Annotated in this window: 26 protein-coding genes; 6 read left to right on the top strand and 20 right to left on the bottom strand. The window is 54.0% G+C overall.

Translation table 11 applies throughout. The features are described from left to right. Positions 1–70: 70 nt before the first annotated feature. Positions 71–1,429, bottom strand: a complete 1,359-nt coding sequence (gene glmU / locus G506_RS0111485; RefSeq protein WP_028116990.1) for a bifunctional UDP-N-acetylglucosamine diphosphorylase/glucosamine-1-phosphate N-acetyltransferase GlmU — start codon at positions 1,427–1,429, stop codon at positions 71–73. Positions 1,430–1,548: 119 nt separating this feature from the next. On the opposite strand from glmU, the gene G506_RS0111480 reads away from it, so the two are divergent. The 5 genes from G506_RS0111480 (at position 1,549) to G506_RS19560 (ending at position 7,323) form a co-directional block, all read left to right on the top strand. Next, a complete protein-coding gene (locus G506_RS0111480) occupies positions 1,549–2,433 on the top strand; it encodes a DMT family transporter (protein ID WP_169628103.1) in 885 nt (294 codons plus the stop codon). 148 nt (positions 2,434–2,581) lie between these two features. Then, entirely contained in the window at positions 2,582–4,171 is a 1,590-nt protein-coding gene (locus G506_RS0111475) for an ABC transporter substrate-binding protein (RefSeq protein WP_028116988.1), read from the top strand. Further along, a complete protein-coding gene (locus G506_RS0111470) occupies positions 4,171–5,118 on the top strand; it encodes an ABC transporter permease (RefSeq protein WP_035387284.1) in 948 nt (315 codons plus the stop codon). Before G506_RS0111475 ends, G506_RS0111470 begins: the two co-directional genes overlap by 1 nt. Next, positions 5,115–5,927, top strand: a complete 813-nt coding sequence (locus G506_RS0111465) for an ABC transporter permease (protein WP_028116986.1) — start codon at positions 5,115–5,117, stop codon at positions 5,925–5,927. Before G506_RS0111470 ends, G506_RS0111465 begins: the two co-directional genes overlap by 4 nt. Then, positions 5,911–7,323, top strand: a complete 1,413-nt coding sequence (locus G506_RS19560; RefSeq protein ID WP_051202082.1) for an ABC transporter ATP-binding protein — start codon at positions 5,911–5,913, stop codon at positions 7,321–7,323. Before G506_RS0111465 ends, G506_RS19560 begins: the two co-directional genes overlap by 17 nt. A gap of 683 nt (positions 7,324–8,006) precedes the next feature. On the opposite strand, the gene G506_RS0111445 is transcribed toward G506_RS19560, so the two are convergent. The 19 genes from G506_RS0111445 to rpmH all read right to left on the bottom strand — a co-directional run bounded on the left by G506_RS0111445 (position 8,007) and on the right by rpmH (position 24,875). After that, on the bottom strand, positions 8,007–8,432 hold the full coding sequence (locus tag G506_RS0111445; RefSeq protein ID WP_028116984.1) for a F0F1 ATP synthase subunit epsilon: 426 nt from the start codon (positions 8,430–8,432) through the stop codon (positions 8,007–8,009). 18 nt (positions 8,433–8,450) lie between these two features. Continuing rightward, positions 8,451–9,854: a F0F1 ATP synthase subunit beta gene (atpD, locus tag G506_RS0111440; RefSeq protein ID WP_028116983.1), complete on the bottom strand. Its 1,404-nt coding sequence runs from the start codon at positions 9,852–9,854 to the stop codon at positions 8,451–8,453. 33 nt (positions 9,855–9,887) lie between these two features. Next, positions 9,888–10,751, bottom strand: a complete 864-nt coding sequence (atpG, locus tag G506_RS0111435; RefSeq protein ID WP_028116982.1) for a F0F1 ATP synthase subunit gamma — start codon at positions 10,749–10,751, stop codon at positions 9,888–9,890. Between the two features lie 22 nt (positions 10,752–10,773). Beyond that, a complete protein-coding gene (gene atpA, locus G506_RS0111430) occupies positions 10,774–12,315 on the bottom strand; it encodes a F0F1 ATP synthase subunit alpha (protein WP_028116981.1) in 1,542 nt (513 codons plus the stop codon). A gap of 14 nt (positions 12,316–12,329) precedes the next feature. Then, positions 12,330–12,863: a F0F1 ATP synthase subunit delta gene (gene atpH / locus G506_RS0111425; protein WP_028116980.1), complete on the bottom strand. Its 534-nt coding sequence runs from the start codon at positions 12,861–12,863 to the stop codon at positions 12,330–12,332. Between the two features lie 17 nt (positions 12,864–12,880). Beyond that, entirely contained in the window at positions 12,881–13,351 is a 471-nt protein-coding gene (gene atpF, locus G506_RS0111420; RefSeq protein WP_028116979.1) for a F0F1 ATP synthase subunit B, read from the bottom strand. Positions 13,352–13,427: 76 nt separating this feature from the next. Next, positions 13,428–13,646 (bottom strand): F0F1 ATP synthase subunit C, encoded by a 219-nt coding sequence (gene atpE, locus G506_RS0111415; RefSeq protein ID WP_028116978.1) that lies wholly within the window; start codon positions 13,644–13,646, stop codon positions 13,428–13,430. 39 nt (positions 13,647–13,685) lie between these two features. Further along, the gene (gene atpB / locus G506_RS0111410; RefSeq protein ID WP_028116977.1) at positions 13,686–14,528 is read right to left on the bottom strand and encodes a F0F1 ATP synthase subunit A; all 843 of its coding nucleotides are present in this window, start codon (positions 14,526–14,528) and stop codon (positions 13,686–13,688) included. Positions 14,529–14,531: 3 nt separating this feature from the next. Then, the gene (locus G506_RS0111405; protein ID WP_028116976.1) at positions 14,532–14,924 is read right to left on the bottom strand and encodes an ATP synthase subunit I; all 393 of its coding nucleotides are present in this window, start codon (positions 14,922–14,924) and stop codon (positions 14,532–14,534) included. Positions 14,925–15,654: 730 nt separating this feature from the next. Continuing rightward, positions 15,655–16,551: a ParB/RepB/Spo0J family partition protein gene (locus tag G506_RS0111400; RefSeq protein WP_028116975.1), complete on the bottom strand. Its 897-nt coding sequence runs from the start codon at positions 16,549–16,551 to the stop codon at positions 15,655–15,657. A 56-nt stretch (positions 16,552–16,607) separates the two neighbouring features. After that, complete coding sequence (locus tag G506_RS0111395) at positions 16,608–17,402, bottom strand: ParA family protein (RefSeq protein WP_028116974.1); 795 nt, start codon at positions 17,400–17,402, stop codon at positions 16,608–16,610. Between the two features lie 25 nt (positions 17,403–17,427). Further along, positions 17,428–18,048 carry a 16S rRNA (guanine(527)-N(7))-methyltransferase RsmG gene (rsmG, locus tag G506_RS0111390; RefSeq protein ID WP_205619502.1) on the bottom strand — a complete coding sequence of 207 codons (621 nt, stop codon included), beginning with the start codon at positions 18,046–18,048 and terminating at the stop codon, positions 17,428–17,430. An 88-nt stretch (positions 18,049–18,136) separates the two neighbouring features. Beyond that, positions 18,137–20,026 carry a tRNA uridine-5-carboxymethylaminomethyl(34) synthesis enzyme MnmG gene (mnmG, locus tag G506_RS0111385; protein WP_028116972.1) on the bottom strand — a complete coding sequence of 630 codons (1,890 nt, stop codon included), beginning with the start codon at positions 20,024–20,026 and terminating at the stop codon, positions 18,137–18,139. 436 nt (positions 20,027–20,462) lie between these two features. Beyond that, positions 20,463–20,906, bottom strand: coding sequence for an FMN-binding protein MioC (gene mioC, locus G506_RS0111380; RefSeq protein ID WP_028116971.1), 444 nt, complete (start codon positions 20,904–20,906; stop codon positions 20,463–20,465). Between the two features lie 60 nt (positions 20,907–20,966). Continuing rightward, a complete protein-coding gene (mnmE, locus tag G506_RS0111375; RefSeq protein WP_028116970.1) occupies positions 20,967–22,334 on the bottom strand; it encodes a tRNA uridine-5-carboxymethylaminomethyl(34) synthesis GTPase MnmE in 1,368 nt (455 codons plus the stop codon). A 182-nt stretch (positions 22,335–22,516) separates the two neighbouring features. Beyond that, positions 22,517–24,133, bottom strand: a complete 1,617-nt coding sequence (yidC, locus tag G506_RS0111370; protein WP_028116969.1) for a membrane protein insertase YidC — start codon at positions 24,131–24,133, stop codon at positions 22,517–22,519. Between the two features lie 3 nt (positions 24,134–24,136). Next, positions 24,137–24,391, bottom strand: a complete 255-nt coding sequence (gene yidD / locus G506_RS20720; RefSeq protein ID WP_084631331.1) for a membrane protein insertion efficiency factor YidD — start codon at positions 24,389–24,391, stop codon at positions 24,137–24,139. After that, on the bottom strand, positions 24,355–24,732 hold the full coding sequence (rnpA, locus tag G506_RS0111365) for a ribonuclease P protein component (protein ID WP_028116968.1): 378 nt from the start codon (positions 24,730–24,732) through the stop codon (positions 24,355–24,357). Before rnpA ends, yidD begins: the two co-directional genes overlap by 37 nt. 8 nt (positions 24,733–24,740) lie before the next feature. Then, a complete protein-coding gene (gene rpmH, locus G506_RS0111360) occupies positions 24,741–24,875 on the bottom strand; it encodes a 50S ribosomal protein L34 (RefSeq protein ID WP_013347301.1) in 135 nt (44 codons plus the stop codon). Between the two features lie 448 nt (positions 24,876–25,323). On the opposite strand from rpmH, the gene dnaA reads away from it, so the two are divergent. Next, a complete protein-coding gene (dnaA, locus tag G506_RS0111355) occupies positions 25,324–26,712 on the top strand; it encodes a chromosomal replication initiator protein DnaA (RefSeq protein ID WP_028116967.1) in 1,389 nt (462 codons plus the stop codon). Positions 26,713–26,722: the final 10 nt, after the last annotated feature.

Below are 26,722 nucleotides of genomic sequence, written 5' to 3'. Positions count from 1 at the left end.
CAGCAACATTCGCTTGGTTCTACGCCACAAAAAAGGAGCCCGTAGGCTCCTTTTCGCAATCACGCGGCAGTTACTTTGGCTGCTTCACTGGTCGTTGCCAGTTTGCCAACGACTTTTGCTTAACCCGGCTGAGTACCAATTCGTTGTCGGCAACGTTCTTAGTGACGGTGGTGCCCGCAGCGATGGTCGCCCCGGCGCCGATGGTGACCGGCGCCACCAGCTGGCTATCCGAGCCGACAAAGACGTTATCGCCGATAATGGTCTTATGCTTGTTGGCACCGTCGTAGTTACAGGTAATGGTGCCGGCACCGATATTCACCTTATCGCCAATCTCGGCATCGCCCAGATAGGTTAAGTGACCGGACTTAGAACCTTTACCCAAACGGGCGTTCTTCATCTCAACGAAGTTGCCGATGTGGCTGTCTTGCACCAACAGCGCGCCTGGACGCAAACGAGCGAATGGCCCCGCGGAGCAATCCGGGCCAACTTCCGCGCCCTCAACCACGGTCAGCGGTTTGATCTCAGCGCCATCGGCAATGGTGCAGTCTTTGAGGATACAACCAGCGCCAATGGTGACGTTGTTGCCCAAGGTTACCTTGCCTTCGATCACCACGTTGATGTCGATAAACACGTCGTTGCCTACCGTCAGTTCACCACGGACATCGAAACGAGCCGGATCCGCTAAGGTGGCGCCCGCAAGCATCGCCTTTTCCGCTTCGCGAGCTTGGAAAGCACGTTCCAACTGCGCCAACTGCACCCGGTTGTTCGCGCCTTCCACCTCAATCGCGGTGTCTGGCTGGGCGGTAGCGACGCCACCCTCGGCGGCCGCCATGGCGATCACGTCGGTCAGGTAGTACTCCCCCTGAGCATTGTCGTTAGACAGGTTCGCCAGCCAGCGCTTTAGTGCCGCCCCTGGGGCCACCAAAATACCGGTATTCACCTCGTTGATCGCCCGCTGTGCATCGTTGGCGTCTTTGTGCTCGACAATCGCCTGCACCACGCCATCGTCGTTACGAACAATGCGACCGTAGCCGGTTGGATCGGTCAGGTTTACCGTCAGCAAGCCGATGCCGTTGTACGGCTGTACCGCCAGCAGCCGCTGCAGGGTTTCGGATTGGATCAACGGCACGTCGCCATACAACACCAACACTTGGCTGTCGTCGTCCCAGCTGGCTTGATCGACCGCGTGGCCGGTGCCCAGCTGTTCCGCTTGCAGCGCCCACTGTACTTGGTTGTGAGCCAGCGCGGCTTGCAGCTGTTCGCCACCGTGGCCATACACCAAGTGGGTCTGCACCGGCTTAAGCGCCGCCGCGGCATCAATCACGTGTTGCACCATCGGCTTACCGGCAATGCCGTGCAATACTTTCGGCAGCGCCGAGCGCATACGAGTGCCTTTGCCCGCTGCCAGGATCACCGTTTCCAGTTTCATCAATCCGTTTCCTTAAATTCAAAGCTGGCGGAATTATACCCTTGTGACGAGTTCTGTTAAGCCTTTGCCACTACGGGCATACTCGCCAACCAGTTATGACCCACACCATCGGAGTAGCGATGTCCGCGACCACCCGTGCTCATCTGTATTTGCTGCTGTATGCGGTATTGATCAGCAGCTCTTTCCCGTTAGCCAACTACCTTGGCCAAAGTTACCCGCCGCTACTCACTACCTTACTGCGCTATCTGTTGGCGGCACTGGGCTTTATTGTGCTGTTGGCAGTGCGTGGGCAACTGCGGCCGATAAGCTGCAGTGATTTTGGCCGTTATCTGCTGATCAGCGCGCCGATGGTGGGCTATTTCCTGCTGATGTTTGTTGCCGGTAGCAGCAGCAGTGCCGTCGCCATGAGTGCGCTGTCCACTAGCATAGCCCTGTTTAGCCTGCTGTTTGCTTGGCTTGGCTGGCGCCAACCGATGGCACCGCGACGATTACTGATGTTACTGCTTGGGGTAGCTGGCGCGCTGTGGATCATCTCCGGCGGCAATCCACTGGCCTTAGGCCAACAATCATGGCCTATTGGCAACAGCGTGTTTGTGCTGGCCTGTGCGCTGATGGGGTTAAATCCATTGGTGATCCGCCACTGGCATCGTGGCGAACCGATGCTGCAGCTGACCGCATGGTCGATCATTGCTGGGACGTTGTTGCTGGCCATTGGCACCCTGCTGTGGCAACCGCCACTAAGCTGGCCTGATCATAATCAATGGCTGGCGATTGGCTATTTGGCCACCATCTCAACCATGGTGACCTTCTTCCTATTCCAAAGCGCCAGTCTGGTTGTTGGCGGCAGCAGTGCCAACGCATACGGCTTGTTGGCGCCCGCGTTGGTTTTCATCATCAATGGCGTAATTGGTATCGGTTGGCCGCAGTGGCAACAGGCGATTGGCTTAATTCCTATTCTGTTAACGCTAATTTGGTTACTCCGAGACGACCAAAACGCCGGTTAAATCACGAACATCATTACTGCAAGCGCGCTTGTTCAAAAGCCAATCAGTTTGAGGTTGAGTCGAAGAAATTATCGCCGCTACTATCGCTGCCACCCGCAATTGGTTTTGGCGAAGCCATCGGCAAAACCATCCGATTTTTGGCTGTTCTATGCCCGAACTGAACTATCAGCAAGTTGCCCGTAAATCACAACTGAAACGCGGCATTGCCATTGCCTTGTTGGCCATAGCCAGCGGCAGTTTGTGCCACTTTCTGTTAAATGGCGGCCCCAGCGACCAAACCAAAAACAATACCTTGGCCATCAGCGGCCCATGGGAATTCACCAGTGTGGAACCGGCCAAACACGGTTACATCTTCAGCCGCATGCAGGTGATTGAAACCCTGCTGAACGTCAATGACTCTGGCGAACTGGGTGGGGCACTGGCAAGCCAGTGGCAGATCAGTGATGACGGCTTGGAATGGATCTTTACCCTAAGAACCGATGTCCGTTTTCATGATGGTTCCAGCATGGACGCCGATGCAGTGCTGCGCAGCTTGCGGCACGCCTTGGCCAATCACGGCGCCCTGCGACGTGCGCCGATCGTCGACATCAGCAGCACCGACACTCATACCGTAGTGATCCGTCTGAGCCAGCCTTACCAAGTGCTCGGGGCGATGCTAACCAACTATTCCGCCGCCATCTTGGCGGCCAGCAGCTACGACGATAATGGCCAAGTAACCGCCTTAATCGGCACCGGTCCGTATCGATTGACCCAGTTCGAACCGCCGCACAAATTACTGGTCCAAGCCTTCCCGGATTATTGGGGACAAGTCGGCACCATTGAATACGCCAGTTACCTTACCGGCCATCGGGCGGAAAGTCGGATGCTGCAAGCCAAGTCCAGTGAAGCTGATATTGTCTTTACCTTAGAGCCAGCGATGCTGCCACAACTGGAAAATGCACCGGTGCAGATCCACAGCAGCGTATTGCCTCGCAGCCTATTGTTGAAACTCAACAGTGGCCATCCGTTACTGGATAGCGTGGCCACTCGTCAGGCACTGAGTTTGGCGTTGGATCGAGTGGGGATCGCCGCCAATGTGTTGAATGTCCCCGGCACCGACAGCGGCCAGCTGTTACCGGCATCGATGCCGCAATGGCACCAAAGCAATCACCATGCGGAATACAACCTTGATCGCGCTAAACAGCTGTTAGCAGAACAGGGCTGGCAACGCGGTGCCGATGGTGTTTTAACTAAGGATGGCCAACGCTTCGAACTGACCTTAGTCACCTACGCCGATCGCCCCGAACTGACGGTAGTCGCCACCGCCATTCAAGCGCAATGGGCCGAGCTTGGCATCGACTTAGCCATCGATGTAAGTAACTCCAGCATGATCCCCGCCGGCCACAATGATGGCAGCCTCGAAGTGGCATTAATGGCCAGAAACTTCGCCACCTTGGCCGATCCATTGGCAACCTTAATTCAAGACTACAGCAACGGTGGCGGCGATTGGGGAGCAATGAACTGGCCGCAACCGCAATTGGATAGCGCCTTTGCCGAATTGCAGCACGGCACCGAGCCACAGCGCGCGCGCCAGTTGAGTCAGCAGATTGCCACCACCATTGCCGAGCAATATCCGGTGCTGCCTATCGCCAATTACAGCCAGCACACTGCGGTTAATAACCGGGTGCAGAACTTTGTGTTTGATCCCTACGAGCGCAGTTACTTCATCAACCAGATGCAGTTTAAGGAACAGCCCTGATGCAGCGCCGTAACCTGTACGGTCTGCTGCAACAACGGCTAGGACAACTGCTGTTGGTGGTGTGGGGAGTGGGCACCCTGACCTTCGTGTTAATGCGGAATCTGCCGGGCGATATGGCCCACCGGATCGCCGCCGGCCGCTATGGCCAAGATAACGTTGATTCCGCCGCCGCCGAATTGGTTCGGCACCAGCTCAACTTGGATATGCCGTGGTGGCAAGCCTATGGCCATTGGCTGACGGATCTGCTGCAACTAGATCTGGGCCAATCGTTTGTTAGCGGTCTGCCGGTGATTGGCATGGTCCAGCATCAATTGGGGCATTCGCTGCTGTTAGCCTTGGTTGGCATCGTGATGGCAGCGCTGATCGCACTGCCGTTAGGGATCCTCGCCGCCCGGCACGGTGGCTATGTCGACCACTTGTTGCTGTGGGGCAGCAGTGGCTTACGGGCACTGCCGGTATTCGTCATCGGTCTGCTGCTGATCTTACTGTTCTCGGTTCACCTGCAACTGCTGCCGGTCGCTGGATTTGGCACTTGGCAGCATCTGCTGTTACCCAGCCTCACCTTGGCCATCAGTCTGGCGGCGGTTTCCAGCCGGGTAGTACGCAGCAGCACCCGCCAAGTCTTGGCCGCGCCGTTTTATCGATTTGCCCGCAGCAAGGGCTTATCGCCTGCGCAAACCTTTCGCCTGCATGGCTGGCGCAATCTGGCTCTGCCGGTAGTGGCGTTTATGGGGATCCAACTAATCAGCGTTATCGAAGGCATTGTGATGATCGAGTCGCTGTTCTCGTGGCCGGGCATAGGCCATGGTTTGGCCCACGCGATCTTTGCCCGCGACATTCCGATGATTCAAGGTTCGGCGCTGATGATGGGGATCCTGTTTGTAGTGTTAAACACCGTGGTCGATCTGCTGTGCTATTGGCTGGATCCGCGAGGTGGCCAACCATGAACTTAACAACCAGCCAACGCTGGGGACTTGGCTTACTGCTGGCGTTGTTGCTGTTTGCCATTATCAGCCACGGACTCTCCCCTTACAGCATCAGCCAGCAGCAACTGACGGAGAAGTTGCTGGCACCCAATGCCGCCCATTGGTTTGGCACCGATCACTTAGGCCGCGACATGCTGACTCGACTAGCCAGTGCCGTCGGCCTGTCGCTGTTATTAAGTGGTCTCTGTGTCCTCACCGCCGCCATCCTCGGGGTGACGCTGGGGTTAGTCGCCGCTTGGCAAGGCGGACGGGCAGAGCAGCTCTGCGAAGTTATGGTCAACATCCTGCTGGCGTTGCCGGGGTTGGTGCTGGTGCTGATGCTGGCCGCCATCGCACCGGGATCGTTTATCGCCCTGTATCTGGCGATATCACTGGTGCAATGGGTCGAGTACTACCGCGTTACCCGGGCCATCAGCAAGCCACTGCTCGCCAGCCCAGAGTTGCAAGCCTCACAAATGATGGGGTTTGGTCGGCGCTATCTGTTGCGCCGGCATCTGTGGCCGAAACTGGCGCCGTCGATATTTACCATGGCCGCCTTTGGCGGCGCCAACGCGATCTTGATGATGGCGTCATTGGGGTTTGTTTACGTTGGCATTCAGCCGCCCACCGCCGAGCTGGGATTGATGGCGGTAGAACTGTTCCCTTACTACAGCCAAGCGCCGTGGGTGTTACTGCAACCCCTGCTGATGATTGGCCTATTGGTATTGAGTTTGCAGCTGCTGGCGGGCGGTACGAACCAACAACGAGGCGCGCATGACCACGCTGATTAACCTGCAACAACTGCAAATCAGCAGTGCTGATGGGATCCTGTTACAGCCGCTGTCACTCACTCTCGACAGCGGCCGACCATTAACCATTTTGGGGCAAACCGGCGCCGGCAAAAGCTTACTGGCGCAAGCGATCATGGGGTTACTGCCCAAGGAGTTAACCGTCAGCGGTCAGATTGAACTGTTTGGCCAACCCCATACCGCTACGCAGTTAACCGCGCTTTGGGGACGCAAGATAGCGATGTTGCCACAGGAACCTTGGCATGCGCTGGATCCGCTGATGCCAGCCTATCAGCAGGTGGCCGAGGTTCATCAATGGGTCAATGGCGAGTCAGCGCCAACGGCGTTTGCCAAGGCGATGACCGCCCTAACGCGCTTTGGCTTGCAGCGCAGTGCCTTGCACCGTCCCGATCAACTGTCTGGTGGCATGGCCCAGCGGCTGGCGATTGCCGCCGCCACCGCAGCTGGAGCGCAACTGTTGCTGGCGGATGAGCCAACCAAAGGGCTGGATCGCAGCCGCGTCGCAGCGGTGATCGAGCTGCTGCGCCAGTATGCCGACAACCCACAAGGCGGATTGCTGACCATTACCCACGATATTGAGGTGGCCGCCGCACTAGGCGGTGACATCATCGTCATGAAACAGGGACAGGTGGTCGAGCAGGGCCCTTGCCAGCAACTGCTGGAGCAGCCTCAGCATCCTTACACCCAAGCGCTGATCGCAGCGATGCCACGGCACTGGCCGCAACAACGTGGAGCAACCGCCAACAATCCGGTGGTACTAATCACCCAAGAACTGGTGGTTGGCCGCCAGCAACCGTTAACTCAGCCATTATCGCTAACCGTTCGAGCCGGTGAAGTGATCGGGATAATCGGCGACAGCGGCTGCGGCAAAAGCAGTCTCGGCGACACCCTGCTCGGGCTGCTACCAGCACTCTCTGGCACCATCAGCAAACCGACGAATTTAGCTCGCCATCGCTATCTGAAACTGTATCAAGATCCACCGGCAGCGTTTACCGACAGCGTTACCCTTGGCACCTTATTGGCGGATCTTATCGCCCTGCATCAGCTTGATGGCAGTCAAATCACGCCGCTGCTGCAGCGCCTACATCTTGAGCCGCAACTGCTGCAGCGTCGCAGTAATCAAGTGTCCGGTGGCGAGCTGCAACGGTTTGCGATTTTGCGGGCTCTGTTGCTGCAACCACTGTTGTTGGTGGCTGATGAACCAACCTCGAGACTGGATCCAATCACCGCCAAACAGATCACCGAACTGCTGGTCGAGCTGGCGCGAGAGCAAGGTTGTGCATTGATGCTGATCAGCCACGATCGTCAGGTGATTGAGCGCTGCTGCGATCGCAGCATCGACTTTGCTGAAGTAGGGATTAAGGCGGAGTCGCAATAGCCAGTGAGGCTGATACCATTTAACTTAATCATCTGGTCTATCCAGCTTTCCCGTTGAACTTTCTTGCTTTGGCCTCCGGCGGTCAAGGGCGGTGCCCTTTGAAATCCCCTTCGCCTCCAAGGTTGACGAAAGCCCCCTCGTTCTCACCGCACTGCGCGGCAGCATCGGCCCGAGGCGGCATCCATGCCTTCACGGGCCTCTCGGGCATCCTGCCCTCGGCTTGCCGCTGCGTTCGCGGTTTCACTCGGCGTCAACAAGTCGGCTTAGAGCCGCCATAGCAACCGTCATCAGAAGCATTAAGGGGAGTGATTTTCTAGCAACGGTTGCGCCAACGGGCTTTGGCCGACTCGCGGCGCTGAGCGGTGTGCTGCGCATTGAGGCCGGAGGCCATGGATGGCCGAAGTGCGCGGCTAAATCAGGGACGATGAATCCGCGCAGTGCCGAAAGGAGCAGCACAAGGAGCGAAGGGTTGTCGCCGTGCTGGAGGCTTTTGGGATTGAAAAGGGTGAAACCCTTTCCCGCCGGAGGCAAATACCAATCAGAAAACTTATCTGGTGGCTTCTACTTCGCAGCAAAAGATCAAAACATTAATCTAATCAGTATTAGAAACGAGGCAGCCAGAGTGTTGCCACGCCAGAAACAAAAAGCGCCGCAAATGCGGCGCTTTTTTACTCTGAAGACAATTACTTGCCCAGATTTTTACGGATGGTTTCCACCACTCGCAGCTGTGCCATCGCCTTTTGCAGCTCAATCAGAGCGGCATCATGGTCGAAGTCTTTACCGGCCGCAGCCAGTTGCTGTTGCGCAGCCTGCATTGCGGCAGTTGCAGCTTCAGCGTCGATATCAGCAGCGCGAACCGCGACATCAGCCAACACAGTAATGCAGTCAGGTTGCACTTCCAGCACACCGCCGGACAGGTACATCACTTCCACGTGACCGTGTTGTTTAACGATACGAACCATGCCGGGCTTGATGGCAGTCAGCAGAGGCACGTGACCAGGCAGGATCCCCAGTTCACCTTCAACACCGGTGATAGAGATCTGTTCTACCAGGCCAGAGAACATACGTTCTTGTGCGCTGACGACATCCAGATGAACAGTCATTGCCATCTTATCCTCCCGGAAAGATTAGAGTTTCTTGGCCTTTTCAACCGCTTCTTCGATGGTACCAACCATGTAGAACGCTTGCTCTGGCAGGTGATCGTACTCACCGTTCAGAATGCCTTTGAAGCTCTGGATGGTGTCTTTCAGCGGTACGTACTTACCTGGAGAACCGGTAAATACTTCAGCTACGAAGAATGGCTGAGACAAGAAACGTTCGATCTTACGCGCACGAGATACGGTCTGCTTGTCTTCTTCAGACAGTTCGTCCATACCCAGAATCGCGATGATGTCTTTCAGCTCTTTGTAACGCTGCAGGTTAGACTGCACGCCACGGGCCACTTCGTAGTGCTCGGTGCCGATTACCAGTGGATCCAGCTGACGAGAGGTGGAATCCAGTGGGTCGATCGCAGGGTAGATACCACGAGCAGCAATATCACGGCTCAGTACTACGGTTGCGTCCAAGTGAGCGAAGGTGGTCGCTGGAGACGGGTCAGTCAAGTCATCCGCAGGTACGTATACCGCTTGTACGGAGGTGATAGAGCCAGTCTTGGTAGAGGTAATACGCTCCTGCAGAACGCCCATCTCTTCCGCCAGAGTTGGCTGGTAACCTACCGCAGAAGGCATACGACCCAGCAGTGCTGATACTTCGGTACCAGCCAGGGTGTAACGGTAGATGTTGTCCACGAACAACAGTACGTCTTTGCCTTCGTCACGGAACTTCTCTGCCATGGTCAGACCGGTCAGAGCTACACGCAGACGGTTGCCTGGTGGCTCGTTCATCTGGCCGTAAACCATCGCTACTTTAGACATCGCCTTGTCATCCAGGTTTACAACGCCGGATTCAGCCATCTCGTAGTAGAAGTCGTTACCTTCACGAGTACGCTCACCAACACCCGCGAATACAGACAGACCGGAGTGTGCCTTCGCGATGTTGTTGATCAGCTCCATCATGTTTACGGTTTTGCCTACACCGGCACCACCGAACAGACCGATTTTACCACCCTTAGCGAATGGACAAACCAAGTCGATTACCTTGATGCCGGTTTCCAGCAACTCGGTAGAGTTAGCTTGATCTTCGTAGCTTGGCGCTTCGCGGTGGATTACCCAACGCTCGTCTTCGCCGATTTCGCCACACTCATCAATTGGGTCGCCCAGTACGTTCATGATACGACCTAGGGTCGCAGAACCTACTGGTACCTTGATTGCGCTACCGGTGTTGGTAGCAACCAGTCCGCGACGCAGACCTTCAGACGCACCCATTGCAATGGTACGAACAACGCCGCCGCCCAGCTGCTGCTGAACTTCCAGCACCAGTTTGGCGCCATCGTTGTCGATGTGCAGGGCGTCGTATACCTGTGGTACGGCGTTCTGTGGAAACTCCACGTCAACAACCGCACCAATCACTTGAACGACAGTACCTGTGCTCATGATTAATCCTCTGATTATCTCTGTTCTGCTGGCTTACACCGCTGCAGCGCCGGAACAAATCTCGGACAGTTCCTGCGTAATCGCAGCCTGACGAGCTTTGTTGTATACCAGCTGCAGATCGTCGATCAGGTTGCCGGCGTTATCGGTTGCGGCTTTCATCGCTACCATTCGGGCAGCTTGTTCTGATGCGACGTTTTCTACCACGCCTTGGTACACGGTTGCTTCCACGTAACGTTTCAGCAGCATGTCCAACAGTGGTTGCGGGTTGCTAGGCTCGTAAACGTAATCCCAGCTGTTCCCAGCGTGGCCGGTGTCACCTTTCGGTAACGGCAGCAGTTGATCGATCACTGGCTCCTGCTTCATGGTGTTTACAAACTTGTTGTACACCACAAACAGACGATCCAGCTTGCCCTCATCGTAGGCATCCAACATCACCTTAACGGCACCGATCAGATCAGCCATGGCTGGGGCATCGCCCAACCCGGTTGCCTGAGCAACTACGTTGCCACCAACGGCAGGCAAGAACAGAGCGCCCTTGTTACCGATGGTTGCCAGTTGCACATCAACGCCTTGCTCACGCCACTGGGCGGAAGCTTTCAAAACCTGTTTGAAGACGTTGATGTTCAAGCCGCCACAGAGGCCACGATCGGAAGATACAACGATGTACCCTACGCTCTTGACCTCACGCTCTTGCATGTATGGATGCTTGTATTCCAGAGAGCCCTGCGCGATGTGACCGATCACCTTACGCATGCTTTCTGCGTAGGGACGGGAAGCGTGCATACGATCTTGCGCTTTACGCATTTTCGAAGCGGCTACCATCTCCATCGCAGAAGTGATCTTCTGAGTGTTTTTGACACTCGCGATCTTGGTACGGATCTCTTTAGCGCCGGACATCTCTTACTCTCCTTTCCCTGGCTTACCAGGTTTGAGTGGCAACGAACTTATCCATAGCTGCTTGCAGCTGAGCTTCGATGTCGGCGTTGTAATCGCCAGTCTCGTTGATCAGTTTCAGCAGGTCGGCTTGCTCGCTGGTCATGTAGGAAAGCAGAGCTTCCTCAAACGCACCGATCTTGGCCACTTCAACGGCTTTCAGGAAGCCTTTCTCAGCAGCGAAAATCACTACAGCTTGTTCAGCTACAGACATTGGCGCGTATTGCTTTTGCTTCATCAGCTCGGTAACACGTTGACCGTGCTCCAGCTGAGCTTTGGTGGCGTCATCCAGATCGGAAGAGAACTGCGCGAACGCAGCCAGTTCACGGTACTGTGCCAATGCGGTACGAATACCACCGGACAGTTTCTTGATGATCTTGGTTTGCGCAGCACCACCTACACGAGATACCGAGATACCTGGGTTAACCGCAGGACGTAGGCCAGCGTTAAACAGGTCGGTTTCCAGGAAGATCTGACCGTCAGTAATGGAAATTACGTTGGTCGGTACGAACGCAGATACGTCACCGGCTTGAGTTTCAATGATTGGCAGGGCGGTCAGAGAACCGGTTTTGCCTTTCACTTCACCGTTGGTGAACTTCTCAACGTAAGCAGCACTTACGCGAGCAGCACGCTCCAGCAGACGGGAGTGGAGGTAGAATACGTCACCTGGGTACGCTTCACGGCCTGGTGGACGCTTCAGCAGCAGGGAGATTTGACGGTATGCAACAGCCTGCTTAGACAGGTCATCGTATACGATCAGGGCATCTTCACCGCGGTCACGGAAGTATTCACCCATGGCACAGCCAGAGTATGGCGCCAGGTATTGCAGAGCCGCAGACTCAGACGCAGAAGCCACAACCACGATGGTGTTCTTCAGGGCGTCGTGCTCTTCCAGCTTACGTACTACGTTAGCGATGGTAGAAGCTTTCTGACCAATAGCGACGTATACGGAGAAGATGCCAGAGTCTTTCTGGTTGATGATGGCGTCGATCGCCATCGCGGTCTTACCGGTCTGACGGTCACCAATGATCAGCTCACGCTGGCCACGGCCGATTGGAATCATCGAGTCAACAGACTTGTAACCAGTTTGCACTGGCTGGTCTACTGACTGACGATCAATAACGCCAGGGGCAATCACTTCAACAGGCGAGAAGCCGTCGTTGTCGATTGGACCTTTACCGTCGATAGGCTGACCCAGAGTGTTAACCACACGGCCCAGCAGACCACGACCTACTGGAACTTCCAGAATACGGCCAGTGGACTTAACTTTGATGCCTTCCGCCAGATCGGCGTATGGGCCCATCACTACCGCACCCACAGAGTCACGCTCCAGGTTCAATGCGATAGCAAAACGGTTGCCAGGAAGTTCGATCATCTCACCCTGCATCACGTCGGCCAGGCCGTGGATGCGGATAATACCGTCGCTTACAGAAACGATGGTACCTTCGTTACGAGCTTCGCTGACAACATTAAACTGCTCAATGCGATTCTTGATCAGTTCACTGATTTCAGTGGAGTTCAGTTGCATGCTCAAATCCCCAATTAGGATTGCAGCTTGTCCGCAAGGCGGTCGAGCTTGCCACGTACCGAGCCGTCAATCACGGTGTCACCGGCGCGAATAATTACGCCAGCCACCAGTGCGGTGTCGATAGTGCAGTTCAGCTTCACCTTGCGTGCCAAACGTTGTTCCAGAGACGCTGCGATTTTGTTTTGTTGCTCAGCAGTCAATTCCGTAGCAGAAACCACCTCAGCGGTGATCTCCTGTTGCCACTCATCGCGCATCAGCATGAACTGCTGTGCTACTGCTGGCAGCGCCACTAGGCGTCCATTTTCTGCCATCACCTTAATCAGGTTCTGGCCGTGCTCATCGACTTGCTCGCCGCCAATTTTGACGAAGACGTCAGCCAGCTGCTCGGCATTCATTTGGCTGGTCATCATTGCAGCAACGGTTTCGTTACCTGCAACTTCCGCCAAAAAGGCCAGCATCCCGGCCCAATGCTCTACCGCTTGCTTTTCGACAGCAAAATCGAAAGCCGCTTTAGCGTAAGGGCGAGCAACCGTGGTCAATTCAGACATTTAGCCCTCTCCCTTGCTTACAGCTCAGCAGCCAGTTTATCGATGATGTCACTGTGCGCAGACGCATCGATTGAACGCTCGATGATCTTCTCGGCACCGGCGATAGCCAATACGGCCACTTGGGCACGCAGTTGCTCTTTCGCACGGTTACGCTCTGCTTCGATTTCAGCTTCACCTTGGGCGATGATTTTCTCACGCGCCGCGGTGGCTTCTTCTTTGGCAGATTCGACGATCTGAGCGCCACGCTTGTTGGCCTGCTCAATAATTTCAGCCGCTTGCGCTTTGGCTTCTTTCAGTTTCTCGACGGCTTCGTTTTGTGCCAGTTCAAGATCCTTGCCAGCGCGCTCAGCGCTTGCCAAACCATCAGCGATGGTTTTCTGTCGCTCTTCGATGGCAGCCATCAGTGGCGGCCATACGTACTTCATGCAGAACCACACGAATACGAAGAAAGCGATAGTTTGGCCAATAAAAGTCGCGTTGATACTCACGCCGACTCCTCCTTATCCGTTAAAAGTCTGTTCCTGACTTACGTCGAAACATGCAGACAATGGATTAACGGACGTCTTATACACCTACGAACAGGATGTACAGAGCGATACCAACACCGATCATTGGAACCGCGTCCAGCAGACCCGCCATGATGAACATCTTGGTTTGCAGGGTAGGGGCCATTTCAGGCTGGCGAGCAGTAGCTTCCAGGAACTTACCACCCAGCAGGGCGAAACCAATACCAGTACCCAGAGCAGCCAGGCCAATCAGCAGAGCAACAGCAATAGCAGTCATTTTTCTCTCCAGAGAATAACTAAGTTATTAAAAAATTTATTAATGATCTTCATGCGCCATGCTGAGATACACGATCGTCAGCATCATGAAGATAAATGCTTGCAGAGTGATCACCAGGATGTGGAAGATTGCCCAAGCAATCTGCAACACGCCACCAAGTGTGCCTAGGGCCACGTTGCCGGTGTACATCAGTGCAATAAGGATAAAGATCAACTCACCCGCATACATGTTGCCGAACAGTCGAAGACCCAAAGAGATAGGCTTAGACAGCAAAGCGACAGTTTCGAGTACGAAGTTGAAAGGGATCATCAACTTGTTGTTGAACGGCTGGAGCGTCAGCTCCTTAGCAAAACCAGAAGCACCCTTCACTTTGATGCTGTAGAACACCATCAAGAAGAATACCGCTACCGCCATCGCTAGGGTCACGTTCAAGTCGGTGGTTGGAACCACTTTCGTGTACGGAACGCCCATTGCGTAAGCAGCGCCTGGCAGCCAATCTACCGGGATCAGATCCATCAAGTTCATCAGGAAGATCCAGACGAAGATGGTCAAAGACAACGGAGCAATCAGCTTGTTTTTGCCGTGGAAGGATTCCTTCACGCTGGTATCAACGAACTCGACGATCATTTCGACAAAGCATTGCAGCTTGCCAGGAACGCCAGTAGTCGCTTTTTTACCTACGCTACGGAACAGCCAAAGGAAGAAAACGCCGAGTCCAACCGAAAACAGTAATGAATCCACGTTCCAGGTCCAAAACCCAGCATCGGCACAGGCATAAACCCCGTCTGCCAACTGCGTATTAACGGTTAAACCGCTGTCAGTTGAACATACTTGAAGGTTCTGCAGGTGGTGCTGAATATAGCCCTTAGGAGTATCAGCCATGAATCATCCCAATTGTTTTGGTTGAAACAACAAAGGTGCTAACCAGTGCTGAAGCTGGACCACAATGAAGCCAACAAATACCGCCACCCCTTGAGGCTTTAGCAACGCCAACGTCACTGCAAACAGCAGCATGGTTAACAACAGCTTAATCGTTACCCCACGGTAGAAGGCTTGCGCCAACTGACCAGGACCACGCCCCTTTGCAGGACCCATGGTTAGAGCAACGAAAACTAGGTTGGGAAGGACGGCAATACCACCACCGATAAGCAGCAACAGCGCTTGCTGAACATCCCAAAAGACGAAACAAGCAACGCTGATCAGACTGACCACGACAGCTTGCAGGAGAATGAAGCGAAAGGCGCGTTCCCTGCCAATCTGAGATGGGTGTTTGATCAAAGCAACTCTATCCGTCAATCCACTTCAACATCCAAAGCCGTGCTTGGTTGACCAAACGCACCCTTGAACATTGCCGTATGCTTTTGACCTCGCTTCCGAAAATCGGACCAAGGCTCAAAAAATCAAGCGAAAGTATACCTTTAAGTAAAGGGGATGCAAATTAGGCAAAACGGCCAACAAGACGACAACTGGCAGGTCTGATTAACAATAAACAGTTTCTTTAAAAATCAGAGCCTTAAACTTTTTCACGCGATCTAAAACACAATAATCTGCTGCTTAAGAGAACATTCTTTGCCTACCTTCTGTGCAGAACCCAATTCACGCCGCTGCAAATAATTTGGTTAATTTGCCAAGTTGGTCACAACCCAAGTGACAACCATCCAAGCCAGTTCACACTTTTGCCGTCAGGCGCCCAAATAAATTTCAAAAATAAGCAATTAAAGCGTTATTAAACAACATCTTAATAAAATGAAAAAAATTCACAAAGGCGGTTGTTAGCCATCTGCAGTGATTTTACTTTGGTTGCGGGTAAGTCGCACAAGGTGCAATCCAGATCACCAACCTAAAAACCAAAAGCCAACCCAGATCACGCCAAGGCTAATAAATCAGCAACATTTACCCTGATTATTGACGTTGTTTATCGCTCCATCTGTATCGACACCGGCTTATTCATTAGCGTCGAAGCATAAAAAAGCCCGCGATAAACGCGGGCGATAAATAACGACAGAGGCTAATCGTTGCTGATCTGTAACAGCGCCAGTAAACCATCTAACTGGTCGAGATCAGCATACTTGATGACGACATTACCTTTGCCTTTGCTGCCATGGTTGATCGCCACTTCCGCGCCTAATCGGCTCGACAAGCGTTCCGCCAAGCGGCTGATGTCGGGATCCACCACCGCAGCAATTTTAGCCTCGGCCGGATTTTGCAGCTTCTGTACCAGCTTTTCGGTATCGCGTACGGTCAGAGCTTTAGCGACAATTTGCCGGGCTGCCAGGGTTTGCTCATCACCACTAAGCGCCAACAGCGCGCGGGCATGGCCCATCTCCAGATCGCCGTGTTCCAGCAGGGTTTTAACTTCGTCGTTAAGGTTGTTCAAGCGCAGCAGATTGGTCACGGTGGTGCGAGACTTACCAACCGCTTCCGCCACTTGAGCGTGGGTCAGTTCAAATTCATCGGCGAGACGTTTAAGTGCAATCGCCTCTTCCATGGCATTAAGATCTTCCCGTTGGATGTTCTCAATCAGGGCAATGGCCACCGCCGCGTTATCATCCACTTGCTTGAGCAAACAGGGAACCCGATCAATACCGGCCAGTTGCGCCGCGCGCCAACGGCGCTCACCGGCAATGATTTCATAGCGATCGCCGCTTAACTGGCGTACCACGATCGGCTGGATAATGCCTTGCACTTTAATCGAAGCCGCCAGCTCTTCTAGCGCTTCATCGGACATATCCCGCCGAGGTTGGTATTTGCCGCGACGCAGGCTTTCTACCGGCAGCTGCACTAGGCCATGGTCAACGTTAACTGGGGTGCTTGCCGCCACCGCTGTGGCTTGTTGCTGCACCGCGGCAGCTTGGCTGCTACCTAACAGAGCGTCCAGCCCCTTACCCAAACCGCGTTTTTTCACCTAGAACATTCCTCTTGCATTACTTTGGCGCCGCCAATCCTTTGCGATTAACGGTCTTATTCGGTCACTAACTGGGTGATCTGCCCCGCCTCTTGGCGGCGTAGCATCTCGCCAGCGAGCGCCAGATAGGCTTTGGCACCGGCACTGCTTTTGTCGTAATACATTGCCGGGGCACCGAAGCTTGGGGCTTCCGCTAACCGCACATTGCGCGGGATGACGGTGCGATACACCTGCTCGGCAAAATGGTTTTTCAGCTGATCGGAAACGTCATTAGCGAGGCGATTGCGGGGATCGTACATGGTCCGCAAGATCCCCTCGATCTGCAGTTTCGGATTAACCAACTGTCCCAATTTGCCGATGGTGTCCATCAATGCGGTTAACCCTTCCAGAGCGTAATATTCACACTGCATCGGGATCAGCACCGCATCGGCGGCGCCTAGCGCATTAACCGTCAGCATGTTCAGCGACGGTGGGCAGTCGATGAAGATGTAGTCGTAGTTATCGCGGATCGGGGCTAGGGCGTTGCGCAGTCGCACTTCACGGGCAAAGACCTCCATCAGTTTGATCTCCGCCGCAGTAACATCAGCGTTGGCGGCGATCAGATGGAACTTACCGCTGGTTTCAGTTTGGATAACCTGCTCAGCCGGCAGTTCATCCACCAGCAGATCGTAGGCGGTGTGCGGTACCGAATATTTATCGACGCCGCTGCCCATGGTGGCATTGCCTTGGGGATCCAGATCAATCAACAGCACCTTGCGGCGCGTTGCCGCCATCGATGCGGCTAGGTTGATGCTGGTAGTGGTTTTGCCAACTCCCCCTTTTTGGTTGGCGATGGCAATGATCTTAGCCACAGTCTCTCTCCGGATTACTGCTTGTTTAGTTGGCCCGAACTAACACCAGATGGCGTTGAGCGTCCAGCTCTGGCACATCCAGGATATGGCGTTCGGTGATGGTAAAGCCGTCTGGGATCTGACCCAGCTCTTGCTCGTCCAGCTGCCCTTTTAAGGCGTAGAAGTTGCCGTGCGCTGCAGGCAGATGATGGCACCAGCTAAGCATGTCATGCAGCGACGCAAAAGCACGGCTGATGACACCATCGAAGCCTTGCTCTGGCTGGAACGCTTCAACGCGACTTTCCACCGCAATCACGTTGGTCAAGCCCAACTTATGGATCACGGTGCGGATAAAGCGGATCCGTTTACCAAGGCTATCGAGCAGCACAAATTGCTTATCTGGGTTGCAGATCGCCAGTGGTAACCCCGGCAGTCCCGGACCGGTGCCGACATCGATAAAGCGTTCGCCCTTAAGGTACGGGCCAACCACGATGCTGTCCATGATGTGACGCACCAACATCTCGTCTGGGTTGCGTACTGAAGTTAGGTTGTACGCTTTGTTCCACTTATCCAGTAGTTCGACAAGCTGCACCAATTGTTGCTGCTGCAGTTCGGTGATGTTGAGATCGGTACGATTGATCAGGCCAGAAAGGCGTTGCGCCAGCACGGACGACTCCTTAGAAACGAATTAATTTGCCATTATGGGGACGACAAAGGGGCTTGAAAAGCCCCTTTGTCAGTATCGAATGTTGCGATTACGCGCTTTTGCGTAGCAAGCCGTGTTTTTTCAGATAGACCAGCAGCAATGAGATAGCCGCCGGGGTTACCCCAGAGATCCGCGAGGCAGAACCGATGGTCTCTGGCTTATGCTGATTAAGCTTGATAACCACTTCGTTGGACAACCCTTTAACGTCGGTGTAATCCAGCGTCAGTGGCAACAAAGTGTTCTCATGACGACGGGCTTTTTCGATCTCATCTTTCTGACGGTCGATGTAACCGGCGTACTTAATTTGGATCTCAACCTGCTCTGCGGCACGAGGATCGGCCAATGCTGGGCCCAGCTCTTCATGCGCCATCAGTTGCTCGTAAGTCACTTCAGGGCGACGGATCAGATCTTCCACATTCGCTTCACGAGCCAGTGGCGCCTTCAGCGATGGGTTGATCTTCTGCGCTAGCTCAGAATCTTTTTGTACCCAAGTGTCACGCAGACGCTGACGCTCGGTTTCGATGGCATCCACTTTTTGGTTGAACAGCGCCCAGCGGTGATCATCCACCAAACCCAGTTCGCGCCCCATTGGGGTCAAACGCAGATCGGCGTTGTCTTCACGCAGCAACAGACGGTATTCAGCCCGCGAAGTGAACATCCGGTACGGCTCTTGGGTACCCAGGGTCGACAGATCATCAACCAGTACGCCCAGATACGCTTCATCACGACGTGGAGTCCATACCGATTCACCTCGGCCGTGACGGGCAGCGTTGAGACCAGCCAGCAGACCTTGGGCGCCGGCTTCTTCGTAACCGGTGGTGCCGTTAATTTGGCCGGCAAAGAACAAACCATTGATGTATTTGCTTTCCAGCGACAGTTTCAGATCGCGTGGATCAAAGTAGTCGTACTCAATGGCGTAGCCTGGACGCAGGATCTTGGCGTTTTCAAACCCTTTGATTGAGTGGATCAGTGCCACCTGTACATCAAACGGCAGCGAGGTTGAGATCCCGTTCGGGTAGATCTCAATGCTGTTTAAGCCTTCTGGCTCGACAAAGATCTGGTGCGAGGTTTTATCGGCAAAGCGCATGATCTTGTCTTCAACCGATGGACAGTAACGCGGACCGATACCGTCAATCACCCCGGTGTACATCGGGCTGCGATCCAGACCGCCACGAATAATTTCGTGGGTACGTTCGTTGGTATGAGTGATGTAGCAGGAGATCTGTCGCGGTTGACGGCTGCGATCGCCGATGTAGGAGAACACCGGAGTCGGGTTATCACCTGGCTGTTCCTGCATCACGCTGTAATCAAGGCTGCGAGCATCAAGACGCGCCGGAGTACCGGTCTTTAAGCGATCCATGCGGAACGGCATCTCACGCAGTTTGTGGGCTAAGGCCACTGCATTGGTATCACCGATGCGACCGCCTTGGTAGTTATCCAAACCGATGTGAATTTTACCGTCCAGGAAGGTACCTACGGTCAGCACTACCGCATTGGCGGTAAAACGCATGCCACCTTCGGTGATCACCCCAGCGACGCGGTCTTGATCGAGGATCAGATCGTTTACCCCTTGCTGGAAGATCTCCAGGTTTTCTTGAGCAAAAAGGATCTGTTGGATCGCTTGACGATACAAGGCGCGATCCGCCTGCGCACGGGTGGCTCGTACCGCTGGTCCTTTGGAGGCATTCAGGGTACGGAACTGAATACCCGCGCTGTCGGTGGCCAATGCCATGGCACCGCCAAGCGCATCGATCTCTTTAACCAAGTGACCCTTACCGATACCACCAATGGCCGGATTACAGGACATCTGCCCTAAGGTATCTAGGTTGTGAGTAAGCAGCAGGGTACGACTGCCGGTACGAGCACTGGCGAGTGCGGCCTCGGTACCAGCATGACCACCGCCAACGACGATCACATCATAATGTTGCTGAGCCTGCATAAGTGCTACCTCTTTACCTAAACCCAGGGCGTCAAAAAAAGGGGGGCATTCTAGCACTGCTTTTCGGCAATACCAAAGCGCACTTTTTAAGCTTTTCACGCTTCTGAAAAGCTCTTAATTAAATAAGATCTTTATATAGATCTTTTGTTGTTACTCTTATTAGATCCGGCGATCGCTGTTTATAACTGTCACAAGTCTAGGCACAGCAAGGCTTTGCGGGCGATCGTTTGCTGTGATCAGATCGCGATCAACTCGATCGTAACCGGTGTATAGATCGCGATCTTATACACAGGCCGAGATCCATTTGGATCTCGGCCTTGAGTAATACCCGCGTTGATCACAGAACGACCCAAAGATATTCACAGGATGCTGTTATTAACTGATCTAATTGTGGGTAACTTAGTTTAAGCTGTGATCAACTGATCGCAAATGGCGATCAAAGGATCCTTTTCGGCCAGCTTTCGATCCAGCTTAGTGCTTGATCTTCTGGAAGATCTAGATGTTGTACATCGATCTCAATGTTGTCCACAAAGGCGGTTGCACCGCGGCTTTGCAACAGACTTTCAAGTTGTTTGATGGCACCACAGAAGGTGTCGTAGCTGCGGTCACCGATCCCGCATAAGGCGTACTGACGATCGCTAAGATCGGCCTGCTGTTCGATCCAATTGAGCCATGGTTGCAGGTTATCTGGCACTTCACCGGCGCCATGAGTCGAGCAAACGATCAACCATTTTTGGGCGTGTTGCAGCTCATCTACTTGTGGATCTTGGCTAATGGTGACGCTAAATCCGCGTGCCGTCAGCGCTGGTTCCAGTTCGTCGGCAACCGCTTCGGCGTTGCCCATAGTGGTCCCAACGATCAGCAACAGTGGGGTAGTCATGGTGGTTTTTTCCTTATAGAAAACCCGCCAATTCGGCGGGTTTTTGCAGCAGAATCTGAGTTATTTGCCGATACAGAATGAGGAGAAGATCCGTCCCAGCAGGTCATCGCTGGAGAATTCGCCGGTGATCTCCGCCAGGTCTTGTTGGGCTAAACGCAGCTCCTCAGCCAGCAACTCTCCGGCGTGGAAGATCTCCAATTGTTCGGCACCCAGTGCGAGCCGCTCGCTAGCGCTGTGCAGCGCTTCAAGGTGACGCTGACGCGCCATAAAGCCGCCTTCATTGGTGCCTTGGAAACCCATACAGGCTTTCAGATGCTGTTTGATCTCATCGACGCCGTCGCCGGTTTTGGCGGACAAACGAAATACCGGAATGCCGTTATCGACGCTTTGGCCAAGCGCCTCTTGGGTTAGATCCGCTTTGTTACGGACGATCGACAGCCCCATTCCAGCGGGTAGGCGATCGATAAACTCCGGCCAGATGGCGCGAGGATCGCAGGCGTCGGTTTCGGTACCATCAACCATCAGCAGCACCCGATCGGCTTGCTCAATCTCGGCCCAAGCGCGCTCAATACCTATCCGTTCAACTTCGTCACTGGCGTCACGCAGACCGGCGGTGTCGATGATGTGCAGTGGCATGCCATCGATGTGGATGTGTTCGCGCAGCACATCGCGGGTGGTGCCGGCAATGTCGGTGACGATCGCCGATTGACGACCTGCGAGCGCGTTTAGCAGCGACGATTTACCGGCATTGGGACGGCCAGCGATCACCACCTTCATCCCTTCTCGCAGCAGTGCCCCTTGCTGAGCGCTGCCTAATACTTTAGCCAGTTGTTGTTGAACGTTTGCCAGCGCCGCGGCGATCTTGCCATCGGCCAGAAAATCGACTTCCTCTTCAGGAAAATCGATGGCCGCTTCGACGTAGATCCGCAGGTGGGTCAGTTGTTCCACCAGTTCGTTGATCTGCGCCGAGAACTCGCCTTGCAGCGATGACAACGCGCTGCGAGCCGCCTGTTCAGAGGACGCTTCAATCAGATCAGCAATCGCTTCGGCTTGCGCCAGATCCAGTTTGTCGTTCAAAAACGCCCGTTCGGAAAACTCACCCGGGCGGGCAGTCCGTACCCCGGGTACCGCCAAAATCGCGCGGATCAGCATATCGATAACTACTGGGCCGCCGTGACCTTGCAGTTCCAGTACGTCTTCGCCGGTAAATGAGTTTGGCGCCTTAAACATCAGCGCGATGCCTTGATCCAACACCAGACCGTCGTGGTCTTTAAATGGCAAGTATTCGGCATAGCGGGTCTTCGGCACTTTGCCTAACAGGCTGGTAGCCACGGTTTCAGCCAATTTGCCGGAAACGCGGACGATGCCGACACCACCACGGCCAGGGGCGGTGGCTTGGGCAACGATGGTATCTTGATGATCGGTCATAAAAATTGGTCGCTTAAAAGTCTGTGCTAATGATACCAGTTGCGCCAGCAATCTGGTTTATTCGTCGCGCAATGGTGTGCTTTTTCGGTCGCTGCGAACGGTTTTTCTGGCGCCAGTTATCACCGATTTGCTGAAACGAAAAAGCCCCGCGGTGGCGGGGCTTGGTTCAGAAGACTAAAGGATTACTTTTTCTTCTTTGGTTCGGTGATACCTTGTTTTTCCAGGCTCTTGTAGATGATCAACTGCTGCGCAATCGCCACCAAGTTACCAACCAGCCAGTACAACACCAGACCGGATGGGAACCACAAGAAGAAGAAGGTAAACATCACTGGCAGGTACTGCATGATCTTCGCCTGCATCGGATCCATACCCGCCGGAGTTGGTGACAACTTCTGCATGGCGAACATGGAGATCCCCATCAGCACTGGCAGTACGTAGTACGGATCTTGCGCGGACAAGTCTTGGATCCAGCCGATAAATGGCGCGTGGCGCAGTTCAACCGATTCCAGCAGCACCCAGTAGAAGGCGATGAAGATTGGGAATTGCAGCAGCATTGGGAAACAACCACCCATTGGGTTCACTTTTTCCTTCTGGTACAGCTCCATGGTGGCTTGGCTCATGCGCTGACGATCGTCACCAAAACGCTCTTTCAGCTCCTGCATCTTTGGTTGCAGGTTACGCATCTTCGCCATCGAGGTGTACTGCGCCTTGGTCAGCGGGTACATGATACCGCGGATGATCAGGGTCATCAGGATGATCGCGAAGCCCCAGTTACCAACCAAGCCGTGCAGGAACATCAGCAGCGCGTACAGTGGCTCCGCTAGGAACCATAACCAGCCGTAATCTACAGTCAGGTTTAGGGTTTCAGACAGGGCAGACAGTGCCTGTTGATCCTTTGGACCGACGTAGAACTCGGCGGCCAGAGTCGCGCTGGTGCCAGCGGCAATCACTTGGCCAGGCTGCTTCATGCCGATAATGGCAGAGTTACCTACGCTGCGGCTGTAGATCTCGTTATTGCTGTCAGCATTCGGAACCCAAGCGGATACGAAGTAGTGCTGCAGCATGGCGATCCAGCCGCCCTTGGTCAGCTCGTTAAGATTTTCATCAGCGATGTCGTCAAAGCTGTATTTCTCGTAACGGCTGTCCTCGGTGCTGTAAGCGCCACCGCGGTAAGTCGGCATAAACATGCTGCCTTCTTCCACGCCGGTTTGCTGTTTCAGCTGGGTGTACAGTTGCACCTGAGCGTTTTGCGCAGAGGCGTTGTTAATCACGTACTCTACCAATACATCGTAACGGCCTTTGTGGAAGGTAAAACGCTTCTCAAAGGTGATGCCGTTAGCGTCGGTGTAGCTCAGTGGCACCACCAGAGTGTCGCCAGTCAGGGTGAATGACTCAGCGGTAGTGGTGTACTGCGGGCGTTCGCCGGAGGCATCTGGGCCTTGGGCGCCGATCAGACCACTTTGGGCGATGTAGTTGCTATCAAGGATGGTTAGTGATTGCTCACCACCCTGTTCCACTTTGTGCTCTGGTAGGGAAGCAAACACGATATCGCCACCTTTGGTGTCGATACGCAGTTCCAGAGTGTCGGTGGTTACGGTGATCTGTTTGGCAGAGATACCCGCACTGGCAGGTACAGCAGCGGCAGATTGTGGCACATCGGCGTTAGCGACATTGGTTGTTGCTTGTGAAGTGGTCGCTTCGGTGTGCTGTGGTGGGTTTTGATCAAGCTGCCACTGTTGGAACAGCAAGAAGCTGACGAACAGCAACCCAATCAAAAGTAAATTGCGTTGGGATTCCATAAATTAACAGTCTCTGCCTTGTTTGGCTGGTGGGACCGGATCGTGTCCACCTTCGTTCAAAGGGTGACATCTTATAATGCGTGCGATAGTTAACCAACAACCATACAACACTCCGTGGCGGCTGATCGCTTCCACGGAGTATTGAGAGCACGTTGGCGAAAACCGGCAGTTGGGCCCGAGTAGGGGACTAATCCAACGTTGGTAGCAACGGACGAAACCGATCAGGATTCGTTGCAACGGCGAGTAAGTTTGCGCCATAGCTTGTCTACCAGTTTGTGGATTGCTGCGTTATCCAATTCATCGATGCCTTTTTTGGCGACCACCACAATATCGACTTGCGGTAAGTCGTATTGATGCAGGCGAAAGCTATCGCGCACGACACGCTTGATGCGGTTGCGTTGATTGGCTTTTTTTACATGCTTTTTGGCGACCGTGAGGCCAAGGCGGGGGTGTTGATTGCCGTTGGGAATGGCGAGCAACGTAAGATGCGGAGAGGCAGCCCGAGTCGGGTTTGCAAAGACGGATTTAAAATCGCCGGGAGTTAACAGACGTAACTCCCGGCTGAAGGTGTATCGCACCTGATTCGAGGCGCACTGCATAATCGGGATTATGCAGACAGGCGAGCGCGGCCTTTAGCGCGACGACGGGCCAGCACCTGACGACCATTTTTGGTGGCCATACGAGCACGGAAACCGTGGTTACGCTTACGCTTCAGTACGCTCGGTTGAAAAGTACGTTTCATAGCTTTTTACCGTAATTCAGTTAACTGTACAGATTAACTTTTGCTGCCTTTATATACCTATCGGAAGATGGGTAGACGCCGGCGGCTTAAAAAGAGGCCGAATTTTAGTAAAAATCGACCACCTACGTCAATCTAAAATGTGCGGCAATCGCTGCAGCCTTATCTCACCCCAGTTGTTGTGGATAAAACTGTGTACGTACCACTAGATATAGACAACTCGATCCACGATCGGATCGAACTGGCGCGATTATAGAGATCATTGCGATCGCTTTCCAGCCCATGTTTTTACTGGGGTTAAGATGGCGATCTTGGGATCGATCTGGGGATCCTAAAAGTGGCTATGATCGAGGATCGGATCTGGGGATAACCCCGGTTTAGATATGGCGATCAAGCGGTAACCTAGGTAAAATTGACCGCTATTCCGTTAAAAAATTTTGGGGTTTCGGCGGTGAGTGTACCGATTTGGCAGCGCTGTGTAGCTTGGCTGCAAGAAGAACTGCCGGCGCAGCAGTTCAGCATGTGGATCCGTCCACTGCAATCCGAGATGCTGGGGGACACCCTAGTGTTGTACGCACCGAACCGGTTCGTACTGGACTGGGTGCGCGACAAGTACTTAGACAAGATCACCGCTTACCTGCACAGCGAATTGGCCGATCGAGCGCCAACGCTGAAGTTTGATATTGGCAGCAAACCAGAAGCGCGGCCGAAAGTGGCGATGGCTGAAACCACCCGACCGGTGACGGCACCATCGGCACCTGCGCCAGCGATGCCATCACCCTCTATTAATAGTGCGCCGGTGGCGCACAATGGTCCGGTGCGCAGCAACATCAACTTAAACTATCAATTTGATAACTTCGTTGAGGGTAAATCCAACCAGTTGGCACGCGCAGCGGCCAGCCAGGTGGCGGATAACCCGGGCGGCGCTTACAACCCACTGTTTCTCTACGGCGGCACTGGTCTGGGTAAGACTCACCTGCTGCATGCCGTAGGCAACGGCATCATGAAGAACAAACCAAACGCCAAAGTGGTGTACATGCACTCTGAGCGGTTTGTTCAAGATATGGTGAAAGCGCTGCAAAACAACGCCATCGCTGAATTTAAGCGCTACTACCGCAGTGTTGATGCGTTGCTTATCGATGACATCCAGTTCTTTGCTAATAAAGATCGCTCGCAAGAGGAGTTCTTCCACACCTTTAACGCGCTGTTGGAAGGCAATCATCAGATCATTTTGACTTCGGATCGCTACCCGAAAGAGATCGACGGCGTCGAGGATCGTTTGAAGTCTCGCTTTGGTTGGGGTCTGACCGTGGCGATTGAGCCACCGGAGTTAGAAACCCGAGTGGCGATTTTGATGCGCAAAGCGGAAGAATCGAAAATCCATCTGCCGGATGAAGTGGCGTTCTTTATTGCTAAGCGTCTGCGCTCTAACGTCCGTGAATTGGAAGGCGCGCTCAATCGGGTGATCGCCAACGCCAACTTCACTGGGCGACCGATCACCATCGACTTCGTCCGTGAAGCGCTGCGGGATCTGCTGGCGCTGCAAGAAAAACTGGTGACCGTTGATAACATTCAGAAGACGGTAGCGGAGTACTACAAGATTAAGGTGGCGGATCTGCTGTCGAAGCGTCGCTCTCGCTCGGTTGCCCGTCCGCGTCAGGTGGCGATGGCGTTGGCTAAAGAACTGACCAACCATAGCCTGCCAGAAATTGGCGATGCCTTTGGCGGTCGTGACCACACCACGGTGCTGCACGCTTGTCGCAAGATTGAACAGCTCAAGGAGGAAAGTCATGATATTAAAGAAGACTACGCCAACTTGATCCGTACTTTGTCCTCCTAACGGGAGCCTG

Origin of the sequence: Ferrimonas senticii DSM 18821 (assembly GCF_000422665.1) — a bacterium.
GTDB classification, from domain to species: Bacteria; Pseudomonadota; Gammaproteobacteria; order Enterobacterales; family Shewanellaceae; genus Ferrimonas; species Ferrimonas senticii.
This window is presented reverse-complemented; position numbering and strand designations above follow the sequence as displayed.

Excerpts from the sequence above, each read along its gene's own strand:
- glmU (WP_028116990.1), bottom strand. The coding sequence starts at position 1,429 with ATGAAACTGGAAACGGTGATCCTGGCAGCGGGCAAAGGCACTCGTATG.
- G506_RS0111480 (WP_169628103.1), top strand. The coding sequence starts at position 1,549 with ATGTCCGCGACCACCCGTGCTCATCTGTATTTGCTGCTGTATGCGGTA.
- G506_RS0111475 (WP_028116988.1), top strand. The coding sequence starts at position 2,582 with ATGCCCGAACTGAACTATCAGCAAGTTGCCCGTAAATCACAACTGAAA.
- G506_RS0111470 (WP_035387284.1), top strand. The coding sequence starts at position 4,171 with ATGCAGCGCCGTAACCTGTACGGTCTGCTGCAACAACGGCTAGGACAA.
- G506_RS0111465 (WP_028116986.1), top strand. The coding sequence starts at position 5,115 with ATGAACTTAACAACCAGCCAACGCTGGGGACTTGGCTTACTGCTGGCG.
- G506_RS19560 (WP_051202082.1), top strand. The coding sequence starts at position 5,911 with ATGACCACGCTGATTAACCTGCAACAACTGCAAATCAGCAGTGCTGAT.
- G506_RS0111445 (WP_028116984.1), bottom strand. The coding sequence starts at position 8,432 with ATGGCAATGACTGTTCATCTGGATGTCGTCAGCGCACAAGAACGTATG.
- atpD (WP_028116983.1), bottom strand. The coding sequence starts at position 9,854 with ATGAGCACAGGTACTGTCGTTCAAGTGATTGGTGCGGTTGTTGACGTG.
- atpG (WP_028116982.1), bottom strand. The coding sequence starts at position 10,751 with ATGTCCGGCGCTAAAGAGATCCGTACCAAGATCGCGAGTGTCAAAAAC.
- atpA (WP_028116981.1), bottom strand. The coding sequence starts at position 12,315 with ATGCAACTGAACTCCACTGAAATCAGTGAACTGATCAAGAATCGCATT.
- atpH (WP_028116980.1), bottom strand. The coding sequence starts at position 12,863 with ATGTCTGAATTGACCACGGTTGCTCGCCCTTACGCTAAAGCGGCTTTC.
- atpE (WP_028116978.1), bottom strand. The coding sequence starts at position 13,646 with ATGACTGCTATTGCTGTTGCTCTGCTGATTGGCCTGGCTGCTCTGGGT.
- atpB (WP_028116977.1), bottom strand. The coding sequence starts at position 14,528 with ATGGCTGATACTCCTAAGGGCTATATTCAGCACCACCTGCAGAACCTT.
- mnmG (WP_028116972.1), bottom strand. The coding sequence starts at position 20,026 with ATGCAGGCTCAGCAACATTATGATGTGATCGTCGTTGGCGGTGGTCAT.
- mioC (WP_028116971.1), bottom strand. The coding sequence starts at position 20,906 with ATGACTACCCCACTGTTGCTGATCGTTGGGACCACTATGGGCAACGCC.
- mnmE (WP_028116970.1), bottom strand. The coding sequence starts at position 22,334 with ATGACCGATCATCAAGATACCATCGTTGCCCAAGCCACCGCCCCTGGC.
- yidC (WP_028116969.1), bottom strand. The coding sequence starts at position 24,133 with ATGGAATCCCAACGCAATTTACTTTTGATTGGGTTGCTGTTCGTCAGC.
- yidD (WP_084631331.1), bottom strand. The coding sequence starts at position 24,391 with ATGGCGCAAACTTACTCGCCGTTGCAACGAATCCTGATCGGTTTCGTC.
- rnpA (WP_028116968.1), bottom strand. The coding sequence starts at position 24,732 with ATGCAGTGCGCCTCGAATCAGGTGCGATACACCTTCAGCCGGGAGTTA.
- rpmH (WP_013347301.1), bottom strand. The coding sequence starts at position 24,875 with ATGAAACGTACTTTTCAACCGAGCGTACTGAAGCGTAAGCGTAACCAC.